Genomic DNA, 15,709 nt, shown 5'->3' with positions numbered 1-15,709 from the left:
TGCCGGTGACGGCGACCGGACGGCCGCCCATCATCGTCGTCGCCACCGCCACCACCGCTTCGGTGTGGCTGGTGAAGGGCTCGCCGATCTGTTGGCCGGTGGCCAGGTCCCACACTCGCACCGATCCGTCCCAGCTGCCGGTGACGGCGACCGGACGGCCGCCCATCATCGTCGTCGCCACCGCCACCACCGCTTCGGTGTGGCTGGTGAAGGGCTCGCCGATCTGTTGGCTCGTGGCCAGGTCCCACACTCGCACCGATCCGTCCCAGCTGCCGGTGACGGCGACCGGACGGCCGTCCACCACTGCCGTCGCCACCGTCACCACCGCTTTGGTGTGGCCGCTGAGGGGTTTGCCTACGGGCCGGCCGGTGGCGAGGTCCCATACACGCGCCGTGTGGTCATTGCTGCCGGTGACGGCAACCGAACGGCTATCCACCATGCCCGTCGCCACCGCCACCACCGCTTCGGTGTGGCCGGCGAAGGGCTCGCCGATCTGTTGGCTCGTGGCCAGGTCCCACACTCGCACCGACCCGTCCCAGCTGCCTGTGACGGCGACCGGGCGGCCGTCCACCACCGCTGTCGCCGTCGCATTCACCTCGCTGGTGTGGCCGGTGAGGGGGCTGCCGACCGGGCCAATGGCCCACTCCCACACCCGCGCCTTGTGGTCATCGCTGCCGGTGACGGCAACCGGACGGCCGTCCACTACCGCCGTCGCCACCGCCAACACCGTGTCGGTGTGGCCGGTGAGGGGTTCACCGAGCGGCCGGCGGGTGGTCAGATCCCACACCCGCACCGTTTTGTCGCTGCTGCCGGTGACGGCGACCGGGCAGCCGTCCGCCGCTCCCGTTGCCACCGCCACCACCGAACCGGTGTGGCCGGTGAGGGGTTCACCGACCGCCTGGCCGGTGGCCACGTCCCACACCCGCACTGTCCCGTCGTCGCTGCCAGTAACGGCAATTTGGCGTTCCTCCACCACGGCCGTCGCCACCGCCAACACCATGTCCGTGTGGCCGGTGAGGGGTTCACCGACCGCCTGGCCGGTAGCCAGGTCCCACACCCGCACCGACCCGTCGTCGCTGCCGGTGACGGCGACCGGACGGCCCGCCAACACCCCCGTCGCCACGCCATTCACCGAGTCTGTGTGACCGGACAGAGGCTGCGAGATGTGGCGGTCGACCATGCCGCCTGTGGCCCACTGCACCTCCCACCGAGCCGCAGGTTCGTCCTTGACCGGGACAGCGGTGATCCGCGCCGACAGCTCCCGCTCCCCATATCTGGCCGCATCCAACGCCAGCAACTGCCGCCGCACCCCCGCCCCGGCATCCCGGTGTAGACATGCCAACACCCGGCACACCAGCTGCACCGATCGTCTCGCAGGCCCCGACTCGGTACACATCAGCCCCGATACCTCCCCCGGCTCGGCGTTCACCAAGAACCCTGGATCCGCCAAACACCCATCCACACCCACAAGCCCGGAGTCATCACCGTCACCACGCAGATCATCAGACATGACCCACATGCAACCACCCTCCACTGACACACCCCGGCTACCTCGCCGCGCTTGCCGCCCACCACACCTCCGGCCGGAGCGCCATTTTGCCGCGGGAAGTCACCGCGGACGTCGAGGGCCTCCTCCAAACGAAGTGAGGCAAGCTCCACAGCCAGTCAGTCCTGGTAGCGTCCGCGACGTGATCGAAGCGAACGATATTCTCACCCAGCTGGACAAATTCGCCGCCGAGTTCAAGCTCCCTCATCCCGACAACGGTTACTTCTACGCAGTGGATGTGCGGATGCACCTCTACCATGACCCGGGGCGCTGGGCCCTGATCATCGAGACCGTCGGATACAACCCGCGCATGGGCAACCTCGTCAATGTAGTGGGCACCTATGGGAATTGCCTGATCATTGGTGAACCGGGTTGGGAGAACGAGAGCTTCCACTATCGCGTCGAGAACATGGAGGAGATCGACGACCAGGAGGCCTACGCAGGCGGTATTCCCATGGTTGTCAGGGGCCGAACGCTGGCTGCGGAGGCGGAGCCTGGCGAGCCGCTCGAAGTCGTTTTCCGCAGACTGGTGCCGGAGTACCGGGATCTGATCCTTGCCGACGAAGCCGAAGTGCAGTCAAGGGCTCCCGGGGACCTGTCTAAGGTTCTACAACTGGAGGAATGGCATCACCCGGAGGATATCGAGACACCTCCCAGCACGAGTGAGACCTACCAGCAGATCGCGGAAGTTCTGGCATCTGGTGACGTCGGGCGCTACCGACCGAGCCTTTCACCCAATACCCACTGGTCCAACTGGCCGGACTCCGGAACTCTGTGACCGGTCGCCGTGGGTTCGGCCCGCAGCGCGGCACGACGGGCGTCGATTGAGCGTGATCGCGTCCCGGGCATCGCGAACGCGGTGGAGCGTTGCCAGGCTCCATCACCTTCCGGTGTATCTGCTGCGCGGACGTGGGGTCATCTACGAGCGGTCGGCGAGCCCGAAGTGGGTGATGCGCGTGGTCCACACACCTCGGGCAGCCCTGAGAGTCGCGCTCCGAGCCACGGAATGCCGCAGAGAACCTTGCTCTTGGCCGTGAACCACTCCTTGAACCGCAGATGTGAGTACAGACAGCATGCCGAACATCGCGCGGCCCTCCATGGTGGAGGTGTCGATGCCCTGCTCGATGACGTGCAGCCCGATGCCGCGCTCACGCAAGTCGGCGCCGAGGGTCACCAAGTGCAGGACCGAGCGGGAGAGCCGGTCGAGCCGGGTGACCTTCAGCGTGTCGCCCTCGCGTAGCAGCTGCATGACGAGGTCGAGCTTCGCGCGGGACGCCTCCGCGCCGCTGGCAACGTCGACATGGATGTTGTCGCGGTCCACACCGTGGCGGAGAAGTGCGTCGATCTGGTGATCGGGGTTCTGGTCGGCCGTCGAGGTGCGGCAGTAGCCAATGAGCATCGACGGTCGTTTGCCGACACTGAGACCGGTCTCGCATGTGACCGGATCAGCTTGTGGGTATGGACGACGGTTGTTTAACTGTTTGTGCGTCGAGCGGGTGCAGCCTGCGGTGTTGGTCCTTGCGCCGACCATGCGGAGGTCGTGTCGCGTCCTTCCTGGTGGGCCGGGCGCCGGGGTAGCTGCGACGCAGGGAGCAGGCCGAGTGCGGCGAGTGCGGCCAGGACCAGCAGGGCATGGTTCATCGTTGAGAGAGCGGACCCGGTTGCGCTGGCCGCGACGGCTATGCCGAGGGTCGGCCCGATGTTCACGGCGGTCTGCTTGAGCCCACCGACGACCCCGGCGTACCCGGGCGGCGCGTCGCCGACGACGGTCCCGGTGGCGGTGACCATTACTGTGGCGAATCCGGCACCGATGACGGCAAAGGTTGCGGTCATAGCCATCCATGGGCCGGTCGGCCCGAGCCGGGAAAGCCCCGCGATACCGACCGCAACGAGGGCTGTACCGGCGATCGCGGTGCGGCGCGCACCGTACCGGCGCAGTGCGGCGACCGCGGCTGGTGCGCCGAGGACCATGAGCGCGGTCAGTGGAAGGACGCGCAGACCGCTGGCGAGCGGGTCGAGGCGGAGTGTGTCCTGGAGGTAGAACGTGGCCCTGAACAGCGCGCCGAACAGGCCGGCGGTGGTGACCAGCAGGATTGCCATCGACGCCGTCACAGGCGCGGACCGCGCTACGGCCGGCGGAACAATCGGGTTCGTGGTGCGGCGTTCGTGCCAGGCGAGGACTGCTGTGATACCGATGATGGCGAGGAGTTCGAGCAGCGTCGGCGGTGCCGTCCAGCCCCGCGCGGGCACATTGGCCAGGGTGTGAACCAGGACTGCGAGTGCGATCGCGAGCAGGCCCGCACCGGTGAGGTTGAGCCGCGAAGAGTTGGCTCGCTCCGGTGTCGGCGTGCGCAGGGCGAGGGCGAGAGCGGCGATGACGAACGTGACAGGCGCGTTGACCCAGAACACGGCGCGCCAGCCCAGATGTGCCACGAGTACACCGCCGAGGATCGGACCGGACGCCGACGCCACCGCGATCGCGCTGGTGCGGATGGCGATGGGCGTGCCGAGCCGGTCTGCGGGATACGCCAGCCGCAGCAGCGCGAGCGTCGCAGGCTGCAGGAGCGCGCCGAACCCGCCCTGCACCGCGCGCAGGACGATCACCCAGCCGACGGTTGGCGCGAGCGCGATCCCGGCGGAGGCGGCCCCAAAGCCGAGGACGCCGACGAGCAGCAGGCGCGGATGCCCGTAACGGTCCCCGAGGCGTCCGGCGATGACGAGCAAGGCGGCCACCGCGACCAGATAGCCGGTGCTCGTCCACTGGATCTGCGCCGCGCTCGCGCCGAGATCCCGCTGCAGGCTGGGCTGTGCCACGAGCAGGATGGTGCCGTCCAGTGCGACGATCTGCGCGCCGGCCACGCTGACCAGAAGTGCGAGCTGCCGCTGTACGGGTGCGGTCATGAGGTCACCGGGCCAAGATGGGCGTCCAGAACTGCCGTGATGAGCGGGTCGCGTTGGTCGTCGCCGGGGTCATCGCCCAGCTGTGGGGCCCCGAGGGCGAGTTGCAGGCTGCCCCAGGCCCACAGCTGGGCGATGCCGTGCAGGTTCGACCACAGGGCGGCGGCGGCCACGGCAGGCGGCGGTGCGGCCTCGTCCGGTCCATCGGTGCGTTGCGTGGCAGCCCGCTCCGATCGGCATCGGGCGACGAGTTCGGTGATGTGTCCGAACAGCGGGAGGGTCGACTCGCGCAGCCGCGGTTGGTCCGACGGCTGCGGCGTGCTGTCGAGCAGGTCGTGCCGCCACATGAGCTCGAACATGCCGCGGCGTTCCAACGCGTACCCGACGTACACGCGCGCGAGGGCCTCCAGCTCGCCGCGCGGTGTGGTCGTGCCGGCGGCCGCGGCCTCGAACCGGGCTCCGAGGTCCTCGAAGCCGCGACGGGCGACAGCCGACAACAGCGCGTGGTGCGTGGGGAAGTACCGACGCGGCGCCCCGTGCGACACCCCCGCTCGACGGGCTATTTCCCTCAGGCCCACGGACGCGGAGCCCTCGGTCAGCACGAGGTCCACCCCGACATCGATCAACCGCTCGCGAAGCGAGCTCTCATCAGGCATAGACAGTGTCTACCATCGGCCGTAGACACTGTCTACTCGTCTTGTGCGTGATCGTGTTCCTCAGTGGGTGGCGGTATTCGACTCAGCTCGCTCGCTCACGACGGCCCGCGGACCGGGGATGGTCACGCCCGAAAGGTCGAGCCGTTTATCCATGTCCAGGCGGAAGGTGCCGTACGGGTTGATGTTCGACCAGAACAGTGCGGCCAAGCCGCGCCGGTCCTCGTCCGTCAGCTTCTTCGCTCAGGCCGGCTCGGCAAGAACCCGTTGAAGCAGCAGCGTGTTGACGTGCACGAGCGCGGACTGGAGTAGGTGCAGGGCGAGCATCGAGGTCTCGGCGTGCTCCTTGTCCGGGCCGGTCAGGGCGCCGTCCTTGCCGTAGTGGAGCACGGTGTTCGCGCTGTTCCAGTTCTCCACGACCTGGAGCCCGCCGTGGATCTCGCGGCGCAGTCCGGGCTGGCGAGGTAGTCACACGCGAAGATGGTGCGCACCGCGCGGCCGAGTTCTTCGAGCGCGGCGTAGACGGGGTGTTTGGGGCCGCCGCGGGTGAAGCGGCGCAGGACCTGTTCGGCCTCGGTGGTGCCCAGGGGCAGGGCGGTGGCGTACTTGACCATCTGGTCGTACTGCTGGGCGATCAGGTCCCACTTGATGGCCCGGGTCGTCAGCGAGCCGCCGAGCGCCGGCCAGCCGGGCGGCGCGTCGTCCGGGCGGTACATACGGATACTGTCGATGTTCTTCAGCCGCGGCAGCAGGCGGAATCTGAGTAGCTCGGTGAAGGCGAACCCGACCACGCTCGCGCCGTGGGTGTCGACGTAGTTCGACTCGATCTCGGTGTCCGTGCAGTGCCTCAGCAAGCCCTCGATCATCGCCGCGACCTCGGACGACGAACAGCTCTTGAGCTGGGAGTAGATGCAGACGTTCTTCCGCTCCACATGCCAATAGATCACCACGCCGTTGCCGCCGTGGTACTCGGTCATGAGGTTCGAGGACCAGGACCCGAACTTCTTCGAGTCCGATGCGCACGAGGTGCCGGTGCCCCACCATGCGGTGTCCCGGGCCGCGAAGGTGGCGTTCACCAGCTTGCGCGCGGCGGCCCGCAGGTTGTCGACGGTGACGAAGTGCCGACGTACGTGCCGTAGCGCCGCCTCACTCTCGCCGTGCTCCCGGTCGCCACGATGGCCCGGATGCCCATGTTCGTGCCAAGGGCGAACAGGGACAAGAGGAGGTGCCGTTGCAGGACGTCGCGGTCGATGCGCTCGTCCGCGGCGACCGAGGCGAACTCGTCGGTGAAGCCGGTGTCGAAGTCGGCGTTCTTGTACGCCTGGCGGAAGATCCACTCTCTGGGTTTTCTTCAAGGATTCCTACAAGCCCCCGTAGGCCCAAGCCCGCTTCTCCGGCCCATGACCGGAGGGGCATTGCGGCAAAGGTGCCAGGGTCCTTTGGGACCTGGTCAGCTCGCCGGACCCCGGCAGCGTGCCAGCGCACGCGTTTCACTGTCGTCTTCGACGAATGCCTTGGCCGTACGCTGCTCATTGTGCGCGCCGGGTCTTGGGGCCGTGCCGCGCTGAAATGAGTGAGCTGGTCCGAAGAACCAGAAGGGGCGCAAGAGCCACGCCCGGCGGGATCGTGCCCGCGCGCGGCAGAGCACCACCGGCGCCTCGTACACGTCAGCCCAGTCGGGCACCGCGCACCGTCACCGGGAGCCCGCGATCGACCTTGTCGACGGTGCCGGGTTCGGCATCGGCTGGCAGGCCGACAGGCGTATCGCTTCCGTGCTGGTCGGGGCGTGCATCGAGGCTCATCCAGCATTCCGAGACGCTGATCACCTGGGTCGCCATCATCCTCATGACCGGGCGCCTTGCCCGGAAAGGAGTCACCCCCAACTGGCAAAGGAAAGACCCAGCTACGACGGCCAGATGACTATGCCGTCACGCACCACTAGCAGCTCGGGCTGAAGCTCTTCATAGAACCGGGTCCATCCCAGGTGGACGCTGCCATCGGGGCGTCGGTGAAAATCGCCTGCCTTGTTCGCAAGCCAGGTGAGCAGTTTGCCAGTGCGCTCGAAGTCATCGGGGTGGATCTCCTGCCGACTGGTCAGAGCCCAGGCGCTACGCCGGGTTTCCTGCTTGCGCAACAGGACCGAGACAAGCGCACCGTCCACCTTGAACGCCTCGCCGTGGTCGCCCAGAAGAGGCTCAGGATGGTCCTCGACAATGAGCTCCCCGTGATCACCCTCCACCACAAACGGAAAATCGGTCACGATTCGGAAGACCTTCGGCTGAGGGCCCAGCCCGAGGTGCCACTGGAGCTCGGCGAGCTCCTCCTCCGACAATTCATCGCGCAGGTCCAGCGTGAGCATGAGTTCAAAGATGTCAGCCATAGCCACGCACGCTAGCGCTCACGTCTGACGTAACCCTCACCCCGCGCCTCGTCGTCAAGCGTGAGGTCCGCGGTTGGCGCGACCTGGATCGGCGACATAGCCGTCCGGTGTCGCGAAGAGTTACCGGTCCGCGGCAGACAGGTCCGCTGTCTCAGGAGGTGCTCTACCGTCTCGCGGCTCAAACTCGTTCGATCAGGGCGGTTCACTCCTTCAGGGGGTTGCGGGCAGCACGGGCCGTGCCGCAGCGGCAGCCGTGCGGCGGGTGCTCAGAGCTGGACCGGCGGGAGGGTGTCAGATATTGAGGACGGTGAAGGCGACGGACGGGAAGCGGCGGCCGTTGACTTGGAGGGCGAGGGAGTAGGAGCCCGGTGAGACCTTCCATCGTGCGGTCGAGTGCAGGGAGAGGGCCTTGGTGAGCCGCAGTTCCTGACCAGCTTCGGCTGTGGCACGGCGCAGGAAGGACGCCTTCTCCCGCGGCTGGCCGTTCTGCCGTGTGGTGGCGATCACGAACATCACGTGAACCGGGGCAGTAGCAGTGGCGGTGAGAGCGGCGGAGAAGCTCAAGGTGTCGCCCTCGCGGAGTTCGGTGCGTTCCATGCGGGCGATGCGCTCGGCGTGGGCGGATCGCCTGCCCGGCGACCAGGAGCACCAGGCCCGTGGCCAGTTCATCGCGCCAGTGGGTCTTGGGTGTGCCGCGTCCCTGGAGGGGCAGATCGGTCCACTCGGAGCCAACGTCGTCCGCCCCGCTGGCCATCCAGCGATCCTGCCAGGTCTCTCCGGGTTGGCCTTCGAGCCAGTCCAGCAGCTTACCCAGGCCCCGCCGCCGGGTCTTGTCGCGGGTCAGGCCCGCACCGAGGTCGGTGAACAGTCCCAGCAGCCGCTCGACCAGGCGCTCCCGGCTCTGACGGGTCTGCCACCAGCTCGCTTCGCCGACTCGCGGTTCCCACTCCAGCGCTTTGTCTACCTCATGTGGCTCGACGGCCCTGGCGACGTCGACGTTCGCGGTCGGGCTCACCGGTTTTCGCCGCCCGCAGCCGAGGTGCCGAACAGCGTTGCCAACACCTCGGGGCGGTAACCCGGCGCTGGCGGGGCCGGCGGCGTGGCCTGCTCGGCGCGCTGTCGTTCATGGTGGGCCAGGACGTGGGCGACGACCTCGTCGGGCGTGGGAGCGATGTAAATTTCCGTGGTGGTGATGTGGGCATGTCCCATGACCCACTGCACGTCGGCGAGGGTCAGGTTCGGATCGCGGACCATCCTCTTGGCCGCGCTGTGCCTCAGGTCGTGCAGGGTCCAGTTCGCGCCGAGCAGCTGGTTGGCACGGGTGAAGACCATCCGGGCCGCGTCGTACTCCAGAGGGCGGAAGGGCCGTCGCAGCGTCCACCACAGCGGTTCAGACGGGTGCTTGGGGACCACGTCGCGCAGTTCTTGCTGGTAGAGCCGAAGCCACACGAACGCGTCGGCGGAGGCGGGAAGGTGCTGCAGGACCTGGTTGCCCTTGCGGACCACGCCGATCGTCTGGTCCCCGGGAGCGACCAGGCCCTGCGGGACGCCGAGCAGTTCAGAGGCGCGGGCGCCGGTGGAGATGTAGAACGCGATCAGAGCCCTGTCCCGGTTGTACTTCAACCCGGCGAACAGGTCGTTGAATGCCTGCTCAGGAATGATCCTCGGGGTCGGCTTGGGCTCCTTGGGCTGATAGGTGCCCCGGCGCGAGGGCTGCCGGAACGGCTGCATCGGATTGTGATGCCCGTTCGGACTCCCCTCGTCGGCAGCTCCGCCCTGCGGGAACGGGTTGATCAGCGGTCGGCCGTGGGTCTCGCGGTGGTACTCGCAAAACGAGCGGATCACCGCGCGAGCGTGCCATCTGGTCCGAGCGGAATAGTTCTCGCCGGGCGTGGCCTTCCCCGTGACCGGGTTCACCGAGCCCGGGGCGGGTGCGTCGGGACGGCGCCGCCGGGGCGGCTTCTTCGTGGTCTTCAGCCACAGTGCGAAGTCACGGTCCTCGACGCGGCTCGCCAGATGCCAGGGGACGTCCACGGCGCGCAAGAACCGGACCCATGCCAACAGCTCATAGGCGTAGGACCGCAGCGAGGACTCGCGTCGTCGGCGAGCATGTGATGCAGGAATTCACTGACCGCCGCCACCTCGGTGCCATCGGCGTCTACGAGCCGTAACGGCCGCAGAGCGTCATCGGTCTTCTCGACGCGGCCGACCCTCGCCACCTTCAGCGTCGCCACGTTCCGGACCGTCACGCTGTGCTCTGGCATCCATTCCTCCACGGACCGACCTGCTGGACGACACGCGATGAAACCAGATCCACCACCACACGCGCAGTCACCGCCACCCGCCAACAGGAGCCACAACCTCCTTGCCGTCACTATGAGGTGACTTCGAAGGGAGCCCAAGCTAGTTCGGTCAACGGGACGTCCGGTGTTCGCTCCTCCGGCCCGAGCCGTCCCAACGAGACTGTCTGATCGAGATCCGCGACAACCTACTCGATCGGATCGCCGAAGCTCAGCGCGAAGGCTGGCTCGGAGAGGTCGAGGGCCTGGAGATCAGCCTGTCTGGCGCCGAGGAGAAGCTGGCCCAACTCGATGCCGCACTCAAACCCTTGGTGATCCACCTGGGCCTGCCCACCTTCGGTCAGATCGCCGGGCGGTCCAGCACCCTCTGACCACCTGGTCTCTCGGACTACCCAGTGCCAGCGCCGGAGTCCGGTGGAAGCTCGAAGTCCGTCGTCTCGCTCGAATCGGTCGGGATACTGCCTGGTGCCCAGCCGAGTACTTCCTCGAAACGACGGGCTGCGATCGGGACGGGCGGGCGTCCGCGATCGCTCTCGTGGAGCCTGATGGTCGCCTGGCTCAACTGGGTGCGATGCGCGAGCTCCCTCACGGAGATGCCCTCGGCTTCCCGGAACTCGATGAGAGCCTTCGCCAGCCGCTCGGATTCTTCGCTCATGCCCAAAGCATTCCGCATCACGAACGCTGGCGTTCTCGACGGACTGAGCCGGTGCCATCCGGTCCCAACGAGTTCTATCGCGCCGCTAGTTCGGAGAAGGGCTGCTGTGCGCATCTTGCAACCGGCTGGAAGCGGACTATTTCCGGCGCCTGCGGATGTGCGTGCACCCGCCACCGCACTGCTTTGAGGACTACTGGAGATTTCCCCCGGCTCTGCGGTTCCGGTGGATCACGAGCGGCCCGAACTCATTCCGGCACATGTCCTGGTGATCGGTGGCTTCGTTCATCTCTAAGGACAGCGATTGTCGGTAGGTTCCGGAGGCCCTCGGTGATCAATCGCGTCGTGAATCTCGATGAGAGGACGGCACTTCGTGGCCACGAACGAAGGACAGCCAGCCGCGGGTGCTGCCTTTGGAGCGCGTTGGACTGAGCCTCTACCTCCACCCTGGGGCGTAGCTTGTTTGTCCACCTCAGGACTGATCCGTCCTTGGACGGATCAGTCCTGAGGTGAGCCCGTGCCTGCCTCGTTGCCCCGCATTTGGCCCAGTCCCGATAGCAAGCCGATCCCGCCGACGGGGACGGCTGACGTCTTCCGCTCCTTTGCCTGTGACCTGGCTGCTGGTCGCCGTTCCTGGGACGGCGAGACGGCCCGTTTCATCGCCGCTCAGTTCGATCAGCTCGCCGCCGAGTGGGACACCACCCGAGCCACCGGCCGAGACGGACCTCTGCGCGATGCCTTGGACCGCGGCGGCCCTTTTTCTGAGGGCGTTTGTCTGGAACTCGGATCCGGAACTGGCCTGTTCACCCAACTGCTCCGCAGCATGTTCCCGTGCGTGATCAGCGTGGATCTGTCCGAGCAGATGTTGCGTCAAGCTGCCGGACGCTCACCAGCACGTGTGCGTGCCGATGCCACCGCCCTCCCGTCGGCCGATGGCCAGGTCGCGGCCGTCGCCGCGATCGACATGCTGTTGTTTCCCACCGAGACCGCCCGTGTACTGGCTCCTGGCGGCGTGTTGCTGTGGATCAACCAACTTGGCGAGGCCGGTCCGCTGCATCTCCCTGCGGCAGACGTCGTCACTGCCCTGCCTGGAACCCGGCAGGCCGTCGAGTCCAATGTCGGCTGGGGTGGCTGGGCCGTTCTGCGTCTTGTGTGTTCCCGACCGAACGGCACTCGCCGGTGTCCTGTACGTGCTGCGGACCGGTATCACCTGGCGTGACGTCCCCGCGGAGACGGTGGGCTGCTCCGGCGTGACGGCCTGGCGCCGGCTGCGGGACTGGACCGAGGCCGGCGTCTGGCCCCGTTTGCACGCCGCCCTGCTCAGCGAGTTGCGCCGCGCCGACCTGTTGGACCTGGACGACAGCGCCGTGGACGGCTCGCACATCCGGGCCCTCAAAGGGGGGATCACGTCGGTCCTTCACCCGTCGACCGCGCCCGCCCCGGCTCCAAGCACCACCTGATCGTCGACCGCCACGGAACCCCGCTCGCCGTCACCCTCATCGGTGACAACCGCCACGACATCACCCAGCTCCTGCCGCTGCTGGACGCCATCCCGTCGATCCGGGGCCTGCGCGGACGCCCACGCGGCAAGCCCCGTCACCTGTACGCCGACCGAGGCTACGACTTCGACAAGTACCGCCGCCTGCTGTGGAAACGCGACATCAAACCGGTGGTCGCCCGCCGCGGCGTCGCCCACGGATCCGGACTCGGTAAGGTTCGCTGGGTCGTCGAGCGGACCTTCGCCTGGCTGCACCAGTTCAAGCGCTTGCGGATCCGCTATGAACGGCGGGCCGACCTTCACCAGGGCTTGCTCGAACTTGCCTGCTCGATCATTTGTCTGCGACGTCTTCGCAGACCTGTCGGCCCCCAACAGTAAGCTCCCGGCCTATGATGTCCCCCTCCCAGCCGCTTGACCCGAAACATCACGCCGTGCCCTACGCTGCCGAGAGCGACGACGTGCTGATCGACAAGCTACGGGCCCGCGCATGGGACCCGGGCCTGCGGTTCGACACAGCGGATGTCCCCCTAGCGTGGATCGAAGAACGCTTCGGGCCGGAGCATCTGGAGCAGGTTCAGGAACAAGTCATCTCCTGCAACAGCAACGGAACGATCGAACTCAAGGCGCAAACTGAGCAGGTGGCGGGCTACTTCGCAGACGCTCCGCGCGAGCCGATGTTCCCGCCGGTCACGCCAGGAGCGGTCGAGGCTGCAGAGCACGCCGTCGGGCGTCGGCTGCCGGAACTCCTCCGCCGGATCTACACCGAGGTGGGCAACGGCGGCTTCGGACCCGGTGGCGGGCTGGCCTCTCTGACGGCGGGCCAGCGTGCACCAGGACACTTGGCCGACTGGCCCTGCTCGGTCGACAGACACGCACGCAACCGCGCGGCGGGACTTCCAGCGTCGTGGCTGTACCTGACGTCGGGCGGCTGCACGATGGAGTGGCACGTCTCGCTGCTAGCCGCAGAAAACCCCGTGCTCCTCTACGACGCGGACGGCTGGGTTCCAAGCTGGGGCGAGGATCCCCATCACGGCCTCCGGCACGCCACTTGGTCACTTCGGGAATGGTTGTGGGATTGGGCGAAGGGTGGCGACGTCTGGGCTGAAGTGCTCAAACTCGCGAGACCGACGAGTAGCCCAGTCCTGGGCCCCTTCTGACCAGGCCCGACATTCTGAAACGATCAGTTAATCGTCAGGTTCAGGTAAGTCTTCGCCCAGGTCACGAGCTGTCCGGCATAGGCGGAGTCGGCCCAGACGATGGTGATCTCGGGGTGCATCAGCCGCAGCCGGAACAGCACTTCGTTGGCCGCGTTGCGGTCGGTCATGTCGGCTGAGGCGACCATGACGAACAGCGGCAGGCCCTTGGTGTCCACGACCAGGTACCACTTGCGGCCGTTGACCTTCTTGCCCGCGTCGTCGTAGGTGGCGCCGCCGATCCAGCTCGACCCGAGCATGCTGGTCGACAGCACCCGCCCCATGTAGCCGTCGGCGACCAGGTCCCGCAGGTACCGAAGCGGCGGAGCCGACCGGGCCTGCAGGCCGACAGCCGTGAGCACACGCCTGCGCTGCGCGAGGTCGGCCAGCTCTTCGGCCTGCGCGAGGTTGGCACCGAGCGGCCACTCGCTGAACACCATCCTTCCCGCTTCCAGCGCGGGCCGGATGAGCGGGGCCGGCGGCTCCAGCCGGTCCTTGCGGCAGCGGGCCACCACGGCCTCCGTGAGCCGGTCCCGGTTCAGCTCCACTCCGCACAGCTCGACCGCCAGCCACTCGGCGAGCTGGGCCTGGTCCTCCTCGGTGCACTCACGGAGGCCGAACGCGCCCCGGATCTCCATCCGGTACGGCTTGATCGCTCGCCCCGACCAGTCGTACGCGGCCCACTCCTCCGCGGGCACCTTCACCTGCCGGGCGACGTACGACACCGCCGGCGCCGGGATCTCCTCGGCATCCTCCGGGAGACCGGGCCTCCACCTCGAAGAACTTCAGCAACAGCGCTAACCCCAACCGGTTGGCCGCCGACTTGTTCCGTAGCCGCTCCTGGTCCTCCTCCAGCAGCGTCCAGACCTCGATTAGGTCCTCCGGCTCCCACTCCTGCCGCACGCCGCGTTCCCTCCGGTCGCCATGACCGGACCGACCTCGCCGAGCACGGCCCCCGATGAGCCCAGGAGATCAAAAACGCTGACAAGCACACCTCAGGTCCGCTACAGAGAGCTACTTGTCACTTCGCCGTAGCTTCGGGAGAACAGGGCCGTTCTGGACGCATGTGAACCCCTACGGCCGCTTCGAGCTGGACATGAACAGCCGTCTGGACCTGGACCCGACCGCCATGGCGGTGACGGTGCCGGGCCCGCGCAGCCCGCAGGGAGAGATCACCCCGGCCCCAGCATGAGGGTGGACGGCGGCCCGTGAGTCACGGCTCCGGGGGAGCTAAACAGTGACGGAGGCGGCGGGGCGTACACCCGCGGTGGTCGCGGCCCACCGCGGCGACGATGGAGGACGAGATGGACCGAATGGCAGGCTGTGTCAGGCTTTCCTGTTCTGCGACGGCGTGGGCGTGGTCGTGATCTCGGACGTCGTGATCTTGGACGTCACCCCGGGTGAGGGTGAGTTCGCGGATTTACTTTGCGAGGGTGACGAAGACATGGACAGCGCCACGAGGTGGCGGGCCAGGGCCAGTGCAGCGAGCAGCACCACGAGCGCGCACACGCCGCGCCACCCGGCCTGGCTGTAGACGCGTACGCCGAGCCAGGAACCCGCGCTGCCACCCAGGTAGGCACAGGTCATATAGGCGGTGTTGAGCCTGCTGCGGGCGTCGGGACGCAGTGCGTAGACCCGGGCCTGGTTTGCGACCATGCCGGACTGCATCGCGATGTCGAGCAGCAGCGTTCCGACGACCAGAGCGGTCAGCCCGGGTACGTCGCCCAAGGCGCCAGCAGCCAGGACTGCGGCTGAGACGAGGACCGCGAGCATGGAGACGAGGTTCACCGGGTCCGGGCCGTGGCGGTCCACCAGGCGTCCGGCGAGCGGGGTGCAGAGCATGGTTGCGCCGCCGACCAGGGCGAGCAGTCCTACGGCCTGGGCACCCATGCCATAGACCGGACCGTTGAGGAGGAGCGCCAGGCACGTCCACACGGCCGAGAATCCGGCGAAGACCATCGCCTGGTAGAAGCAGGAGCGACGCAGGTCCGGCTCGGTGCGCAGCAGGCGCAGTGACTCGGCCAGGAGCGCTGGATACGGCTGACGTGAGGACGGGGTTGCGACGGGCACGGTGAGGGCCAGAATGCCGGCGAGCAGCAGGGTCAGGGCCGCGGTCGCCAGGTAGGGCACTCGCCATCCCAGCCATTCGCCCAGCGAACCGCTGAAGGCCCGGGCGAGCAGCATGCCGCCGATCGAGCCGCTTAGCAGGGTGCCGATCACCGCTCCGCGGCGGTCGGCGGCCACCAGTCCGGCTGCCAGCGGGCCGACGACCTGAGCGGCCACGGTGGTGATGCCGATGAGGGCGCTGGCGACGATGAGGAACGGCAGGCTCGGGGCGCATCCCGCGGCGAGCAGGCCCAGGCCCGTCAGGGCGAGCAGTGTGACAAGGAAGGAGCGGTGTGGGAGCCGGTCACCGAGGGGCACCAGCAGAAACATTCCGGCCGTGTAACCGACCTGGGTGGCGGTCACGACCAGAGAGGCTTCATCGGGTGAAGCATGCAACCCTGCGGCAACCAGCGGGATGATCGCCTGCGGGAAGTAAATGTTGCCCACGGCCACCGCACAGGTCATGGCCAGGATCAGGGTCAT

At 67.6% G+C, this 15,709-nt stretch carries 17 protein-coding genes and 3 pseudogenes; 5 read left to right on the top strand and 15 right to left on the bottom strand.

The window, feature by feature from the left end:
- The coding region (locus tag ACIRP2_RS36965; RefSeq protein WP_404258155.1) for a WD40 repeat domain-containing protein at window positions 1-1,510 on the bottom strand (1,510 nt) is incomplete at its 3' end.
- A 178-nt stretch (window positions 1,511-1,688) separates the two neighbouring features.
- Here ACIRP2_RS36965 and ACIRP2_RS36960 point away from each other — a divergent pair.
- Complete coding sequence (locus tag ACIRP2_RS36960; protein ID WP_404258154.1) at window positions 1,689-2,324, top strand: DUF7003 family protein; 636 nt, start codon at window positions 1,689-1,691, stop codon at window positions 2,322-2,324.
- Between the two features lie 141 nt (window positions 2,325-2,465).
- On the opposite strand, the gene ACIRP2_RS36955 is transcribed toward ACIRP2_RS36960, so the two are convergent.
- The 11 genes and pseudogenes from ACIRP2_RS36955 to ACIRP2_RS36905 all read right to left on the bottom strand — a co-directional run bounded on the left by ACIRP2_RS36955 (window position 2,466) and on the right by ACIRP2_RS36905 (window position 10,432).
- The gene (locus ACIRP2_RS36955; RefSeq protein WP_404258153.1) at window positions 2,466-3,077 is read right to left on the bottom strand and encodes a recombinase family protein; all 612 of its coding nucleotides are present in this window, start codon (window positions 3,075-3,077) and stop codon (window positions 2,466-2,468) included.
- Window positions 3,020-4,447: an MFS transporter gene (locus tag ACIRP2_RS36950; protein ID WP_404258152.1), complete on the bottom strand. Its 1,428-nt coding sequence runs from the start codon at window positions 4,445-4,447 to the stop codon at window positions 3,020-3,022. Before ACIRP2_RS36950 ends, ACIRP2_RS36955 begins: the two co-directional genes overlap by 58 nt.
- Window positions 4,444-5,100 (bottom strand): TetR/AcrR family transcriptional regulator, encoded by a 657-nt coding sequence (locus ACIRP2_RS36945; protein ID WP_404258151.1) that lies wholly within the window; start codon window positions 5,098-5,100, stop codon window positions 4,444-4,446. The genes ACIRP2_RS36950 and ACIRP2_RS36945 overlap by 4 nt, the downstream gene beginning before the upstream one ends.
- A 60-nt stretch (window positions 5,101-5,160) precedes the next feature.
- Window positions 5,161-5,307: a hypothetical protein gene (locus ACIRP2_RS36940; protein WP_404258150.1), complete on the bottom strand. Its 147-nt coding sequence runs from the start codon at window positions 5,305-5,307 to the stop codon at window positions 5,161-5,163.
- A 33-nt stretch (window positions 5,308-5,340) separates the two neighbouring features.
- Window positions 5,341-6,434, bottom strand: a pseudogene (locus tag ACIRP2_RS36935) (Tn3 family transposase).
- A 330-nt stretch (window positions 6,435-6,764) separates the two neighbouring features.
- Window positions 6,765-6,944 (bottom strand): hypothetical protein, encoded by a 180-nt coding sequence (locus tag ACIRP2_RS36930; protein WP_404258149.1) that lies wholly within the window; start codon window positions 6,942-6,944, stop codon window positions 6,765-6,767.
- Window positions 6,945-7,000: 56 nt separating this feature from the next.
- Window positions 7,001-7,477, bottom strand: coding sequence for a hypothetical protein (locus ACIRP2_RS36925; protein WP_404258148.1), 477 nt, complete (start codon window positions 7,475-7,477; stop codon window positions 7,001-7,003).
- A gap of 291 nt (window positions 7,478-7,768) precedes the next feature.
- Window positions 7,769-8,146, bottom strand: coding sequence for a hypothetical protein (locus tag ACIRP2_RS36920; RefSeq protein WP_404258147.1), 378 nt, complete (start codon window positions 8,144-8,146; stop codon window positions 7,769-7,771).
- 342 nt (window positions 8,147-8,488) lie between these two features.
- Entirely contained in the window at window positions 8,489-9,511 is a 1,023-nt protein-coding gene (locus ACIRP2_RS36915) for a tyrosine-type recombinase/integrase (RefSeq protein WP_404258146.1), read from the bottom strand.
- Window positions 9,512-9,965: 454 nt separating this feature from the next.
- Window positions 9,966-10,097 carry a hypothetical protein gene (locus ACIRP2_RS36910; RefSeq protein WP_404258145.1) on the bottom strand — a complete coding sequence of 44 codons (132 nt, stop codon included), beginning with the start codon at window positions 10,095-10,097 and terminating at the stop codon, window positions 9,966-9,968.
- A 68-nt stretch (window positions 10,098-10,165) separates the two neighbouring features.
- Window positions 10,166-10,432: a multiprotein-bridging factor 1 family protein gene (locus ACIRP2_RS36905; protein WP_404258144.1), complete on the bottom strand. Its 267-nt coding sequence runs from the start codon at window positions 10,430-10,432 to the stop codon at window positions 10,166-10,168.
- A gap of 514 nt (window positions 10,433-10,946) precedes the next feature.
- On the opposite strand from ACIRP2_RS36905, the gene ACIRP2_RS36900 reads away from it, so the two are divergent.
- From ACIRP2_RS36900 to ACIRP2_RS36890, 3 genes are all read left to right on the top strand, one after another.
- On the top strand, window positions 10,947-11,648 hold the full coding sequence (locus ACIRP2_RS36900; protein WP_404258143.1) for a class I SAM-dependent DNA methyltransferase: 702 nt from the start codon (window positions 10,947-10,949) through the stop codon (window positions 11,646-11,648).
- Window positions 11,545-12,305, top strand: a protein-coding gene (locus ACIRP2_RS36895; RefSeq protein WP_404258142.1) for an IS5 family transposase whose coding sequence is annotated in 2 segments (ribosomal slippage) — window positions 11,545-11,824 and window positions 11,824-12,305 — 762 coding nt in all. Because the reading frame shifts where the segments join, the coding sequence is not laid out codon by codon here. The genes ACIRP2_RS36900 and ACIRP2_RS36895 overlap by 104 nt, the downstream gene beginning before the upstream one ends.
- Before the next feature lie 53 nt (window positions 12,306-12,358).
- The gene (locus tag ACIRP2_RS36890; protein WP_404258141.1) at window positions 12,359-13,084 is read left to right on the top strand and encodes a hypothetical protein; all 726 of its coding nucleotides are present in this window, start codon (window positions 12,359-12,361) and stop codon (window positions 13,082-13,084) included.
- A 29-nt stretch (window positions 13,085-13,113) separates the two neighbouring features.
- Here the strand turns inward: ACIRP2_RS36890 and ACIRP2_RS36885 are convergent.
- Window positions 13,114-13,473 (bottom strand): annotated as a pseudogene (locus tag ACIRP2_RS36885) (transposase); the annotation flags it as partial.
- 132 nt (window positions 13,474-13,605) lie between these two features.
- A pseudogene (locus ACIRP2_RS36880) lies at window positions 13,606-13,878 on the bottom strand (DUF4158 domain-containing protein); the annotation flags it as partial.
- 260 nt (window positions 13,879-14,138) lie between these two features.
- Between ACIRP2_RS36880 and ACIRP2_RS36875 the strand changes: the two are divergent.
- A complete protein-coding gene (locus tag ACIRP2_RS36875; RefSeq protein ID WP_404258140.1) occupies window positions 14,139-14,312 on the top strand; it encodes a hypothetical protein in 174 nt (57 codons plus the stop codon).
- Window positions 14,313-14,446: 134 nt separating this feature from the next.
- Here the strand turns inward: ACIRP2_RS36875 and ACIRP2_RS36870 are convergent, their stop codons facing one another.
- Window positions 14,447-15,709 carry an MFS transporter gene (locus ACIRP2_RS36870; protein WP_404258139.1) on the bottom strand — a complete coding sequence of 421 codons (1,263 nt, stop codon included), beginning with the start codon at window positions 15,707-15,709 and terminating at the stop codon, window positions 14,447-14,449.

It is taken from the genome of Streptomyces sp. NPDC101194, assembly GCF_044767885.1.
GTDB lineage: Bacteria > Actinomycetota > Actinomycetes > Streptomycetales > Streptomycetaceae > Streptomyces.
The sequence above is the reverse complement of the archived record's forward strand: the minus strand, read 5'-3'. Positions and strand labels throughout refer to the sequence as shown.

Bases quoted from the DNA above. Each gene is read 5' to 3' on its own strand.
- ACIRP2_RS36945 (WP_404258151.1), bottom strand. From the start codon at position 5,100: ATGCCTGATGAGAGCTCGCTTCGCGAGCGGTTGATCGATGTCGGGGTG.
- ACIRP2_RS36905 (WP_404258144.1), bottom strand. From the start codon at position 10,432: ATGAGCGAAGAATCCGAGCGGCTGGCGAAGGCTCTCATCGAGTTCCGG.
- ACIRP2_RS36920 (WP_404258147.1), bottom strand. From the start codon at position 8,146: ATGAACTGGCCACGGGCCTGGTGCTCCTGGTCGCCGGGCAGGCGATCC.
- ACIRP2_RS36950 (WP_404258152.1), bottom strand. From the start codon at position 4,447: ATGACCGCACCCGTACAGCGGCAGCTCGCACTTCTGGTCAGCGTGGCC.
- ACIRP2_RS36925 (WP_404258148.1), bottom strand. From the start codon at position 7,477: ATGGCTGACATCTTTGAACTCATGCTCACGCTGGACCTGCGCGATGAA.
- ACIRP2_RS36870 (WP_404258139.1), bottom strand. From the start codon at position 15,709: ATGACCCTGATCCTGGCCATGACCTGTGCGGTGGCCGTGGGCAACATT.
- ACIRP2_RS36955 (WP_404258153.1), bottom strand. From the start codon at position 3,077: ATGGTCGGCGCAAGGACCAACACCGCAGGCTGCACCCGCTCGACGCAC.
- ACIRP2_RS36930 (WP_404258149.1), bottom strand. From the start codon at position 6,944: ATGAGGATGATGGCGACCCAGGTGATCAGCGTCTCGGAATGCTGGATG.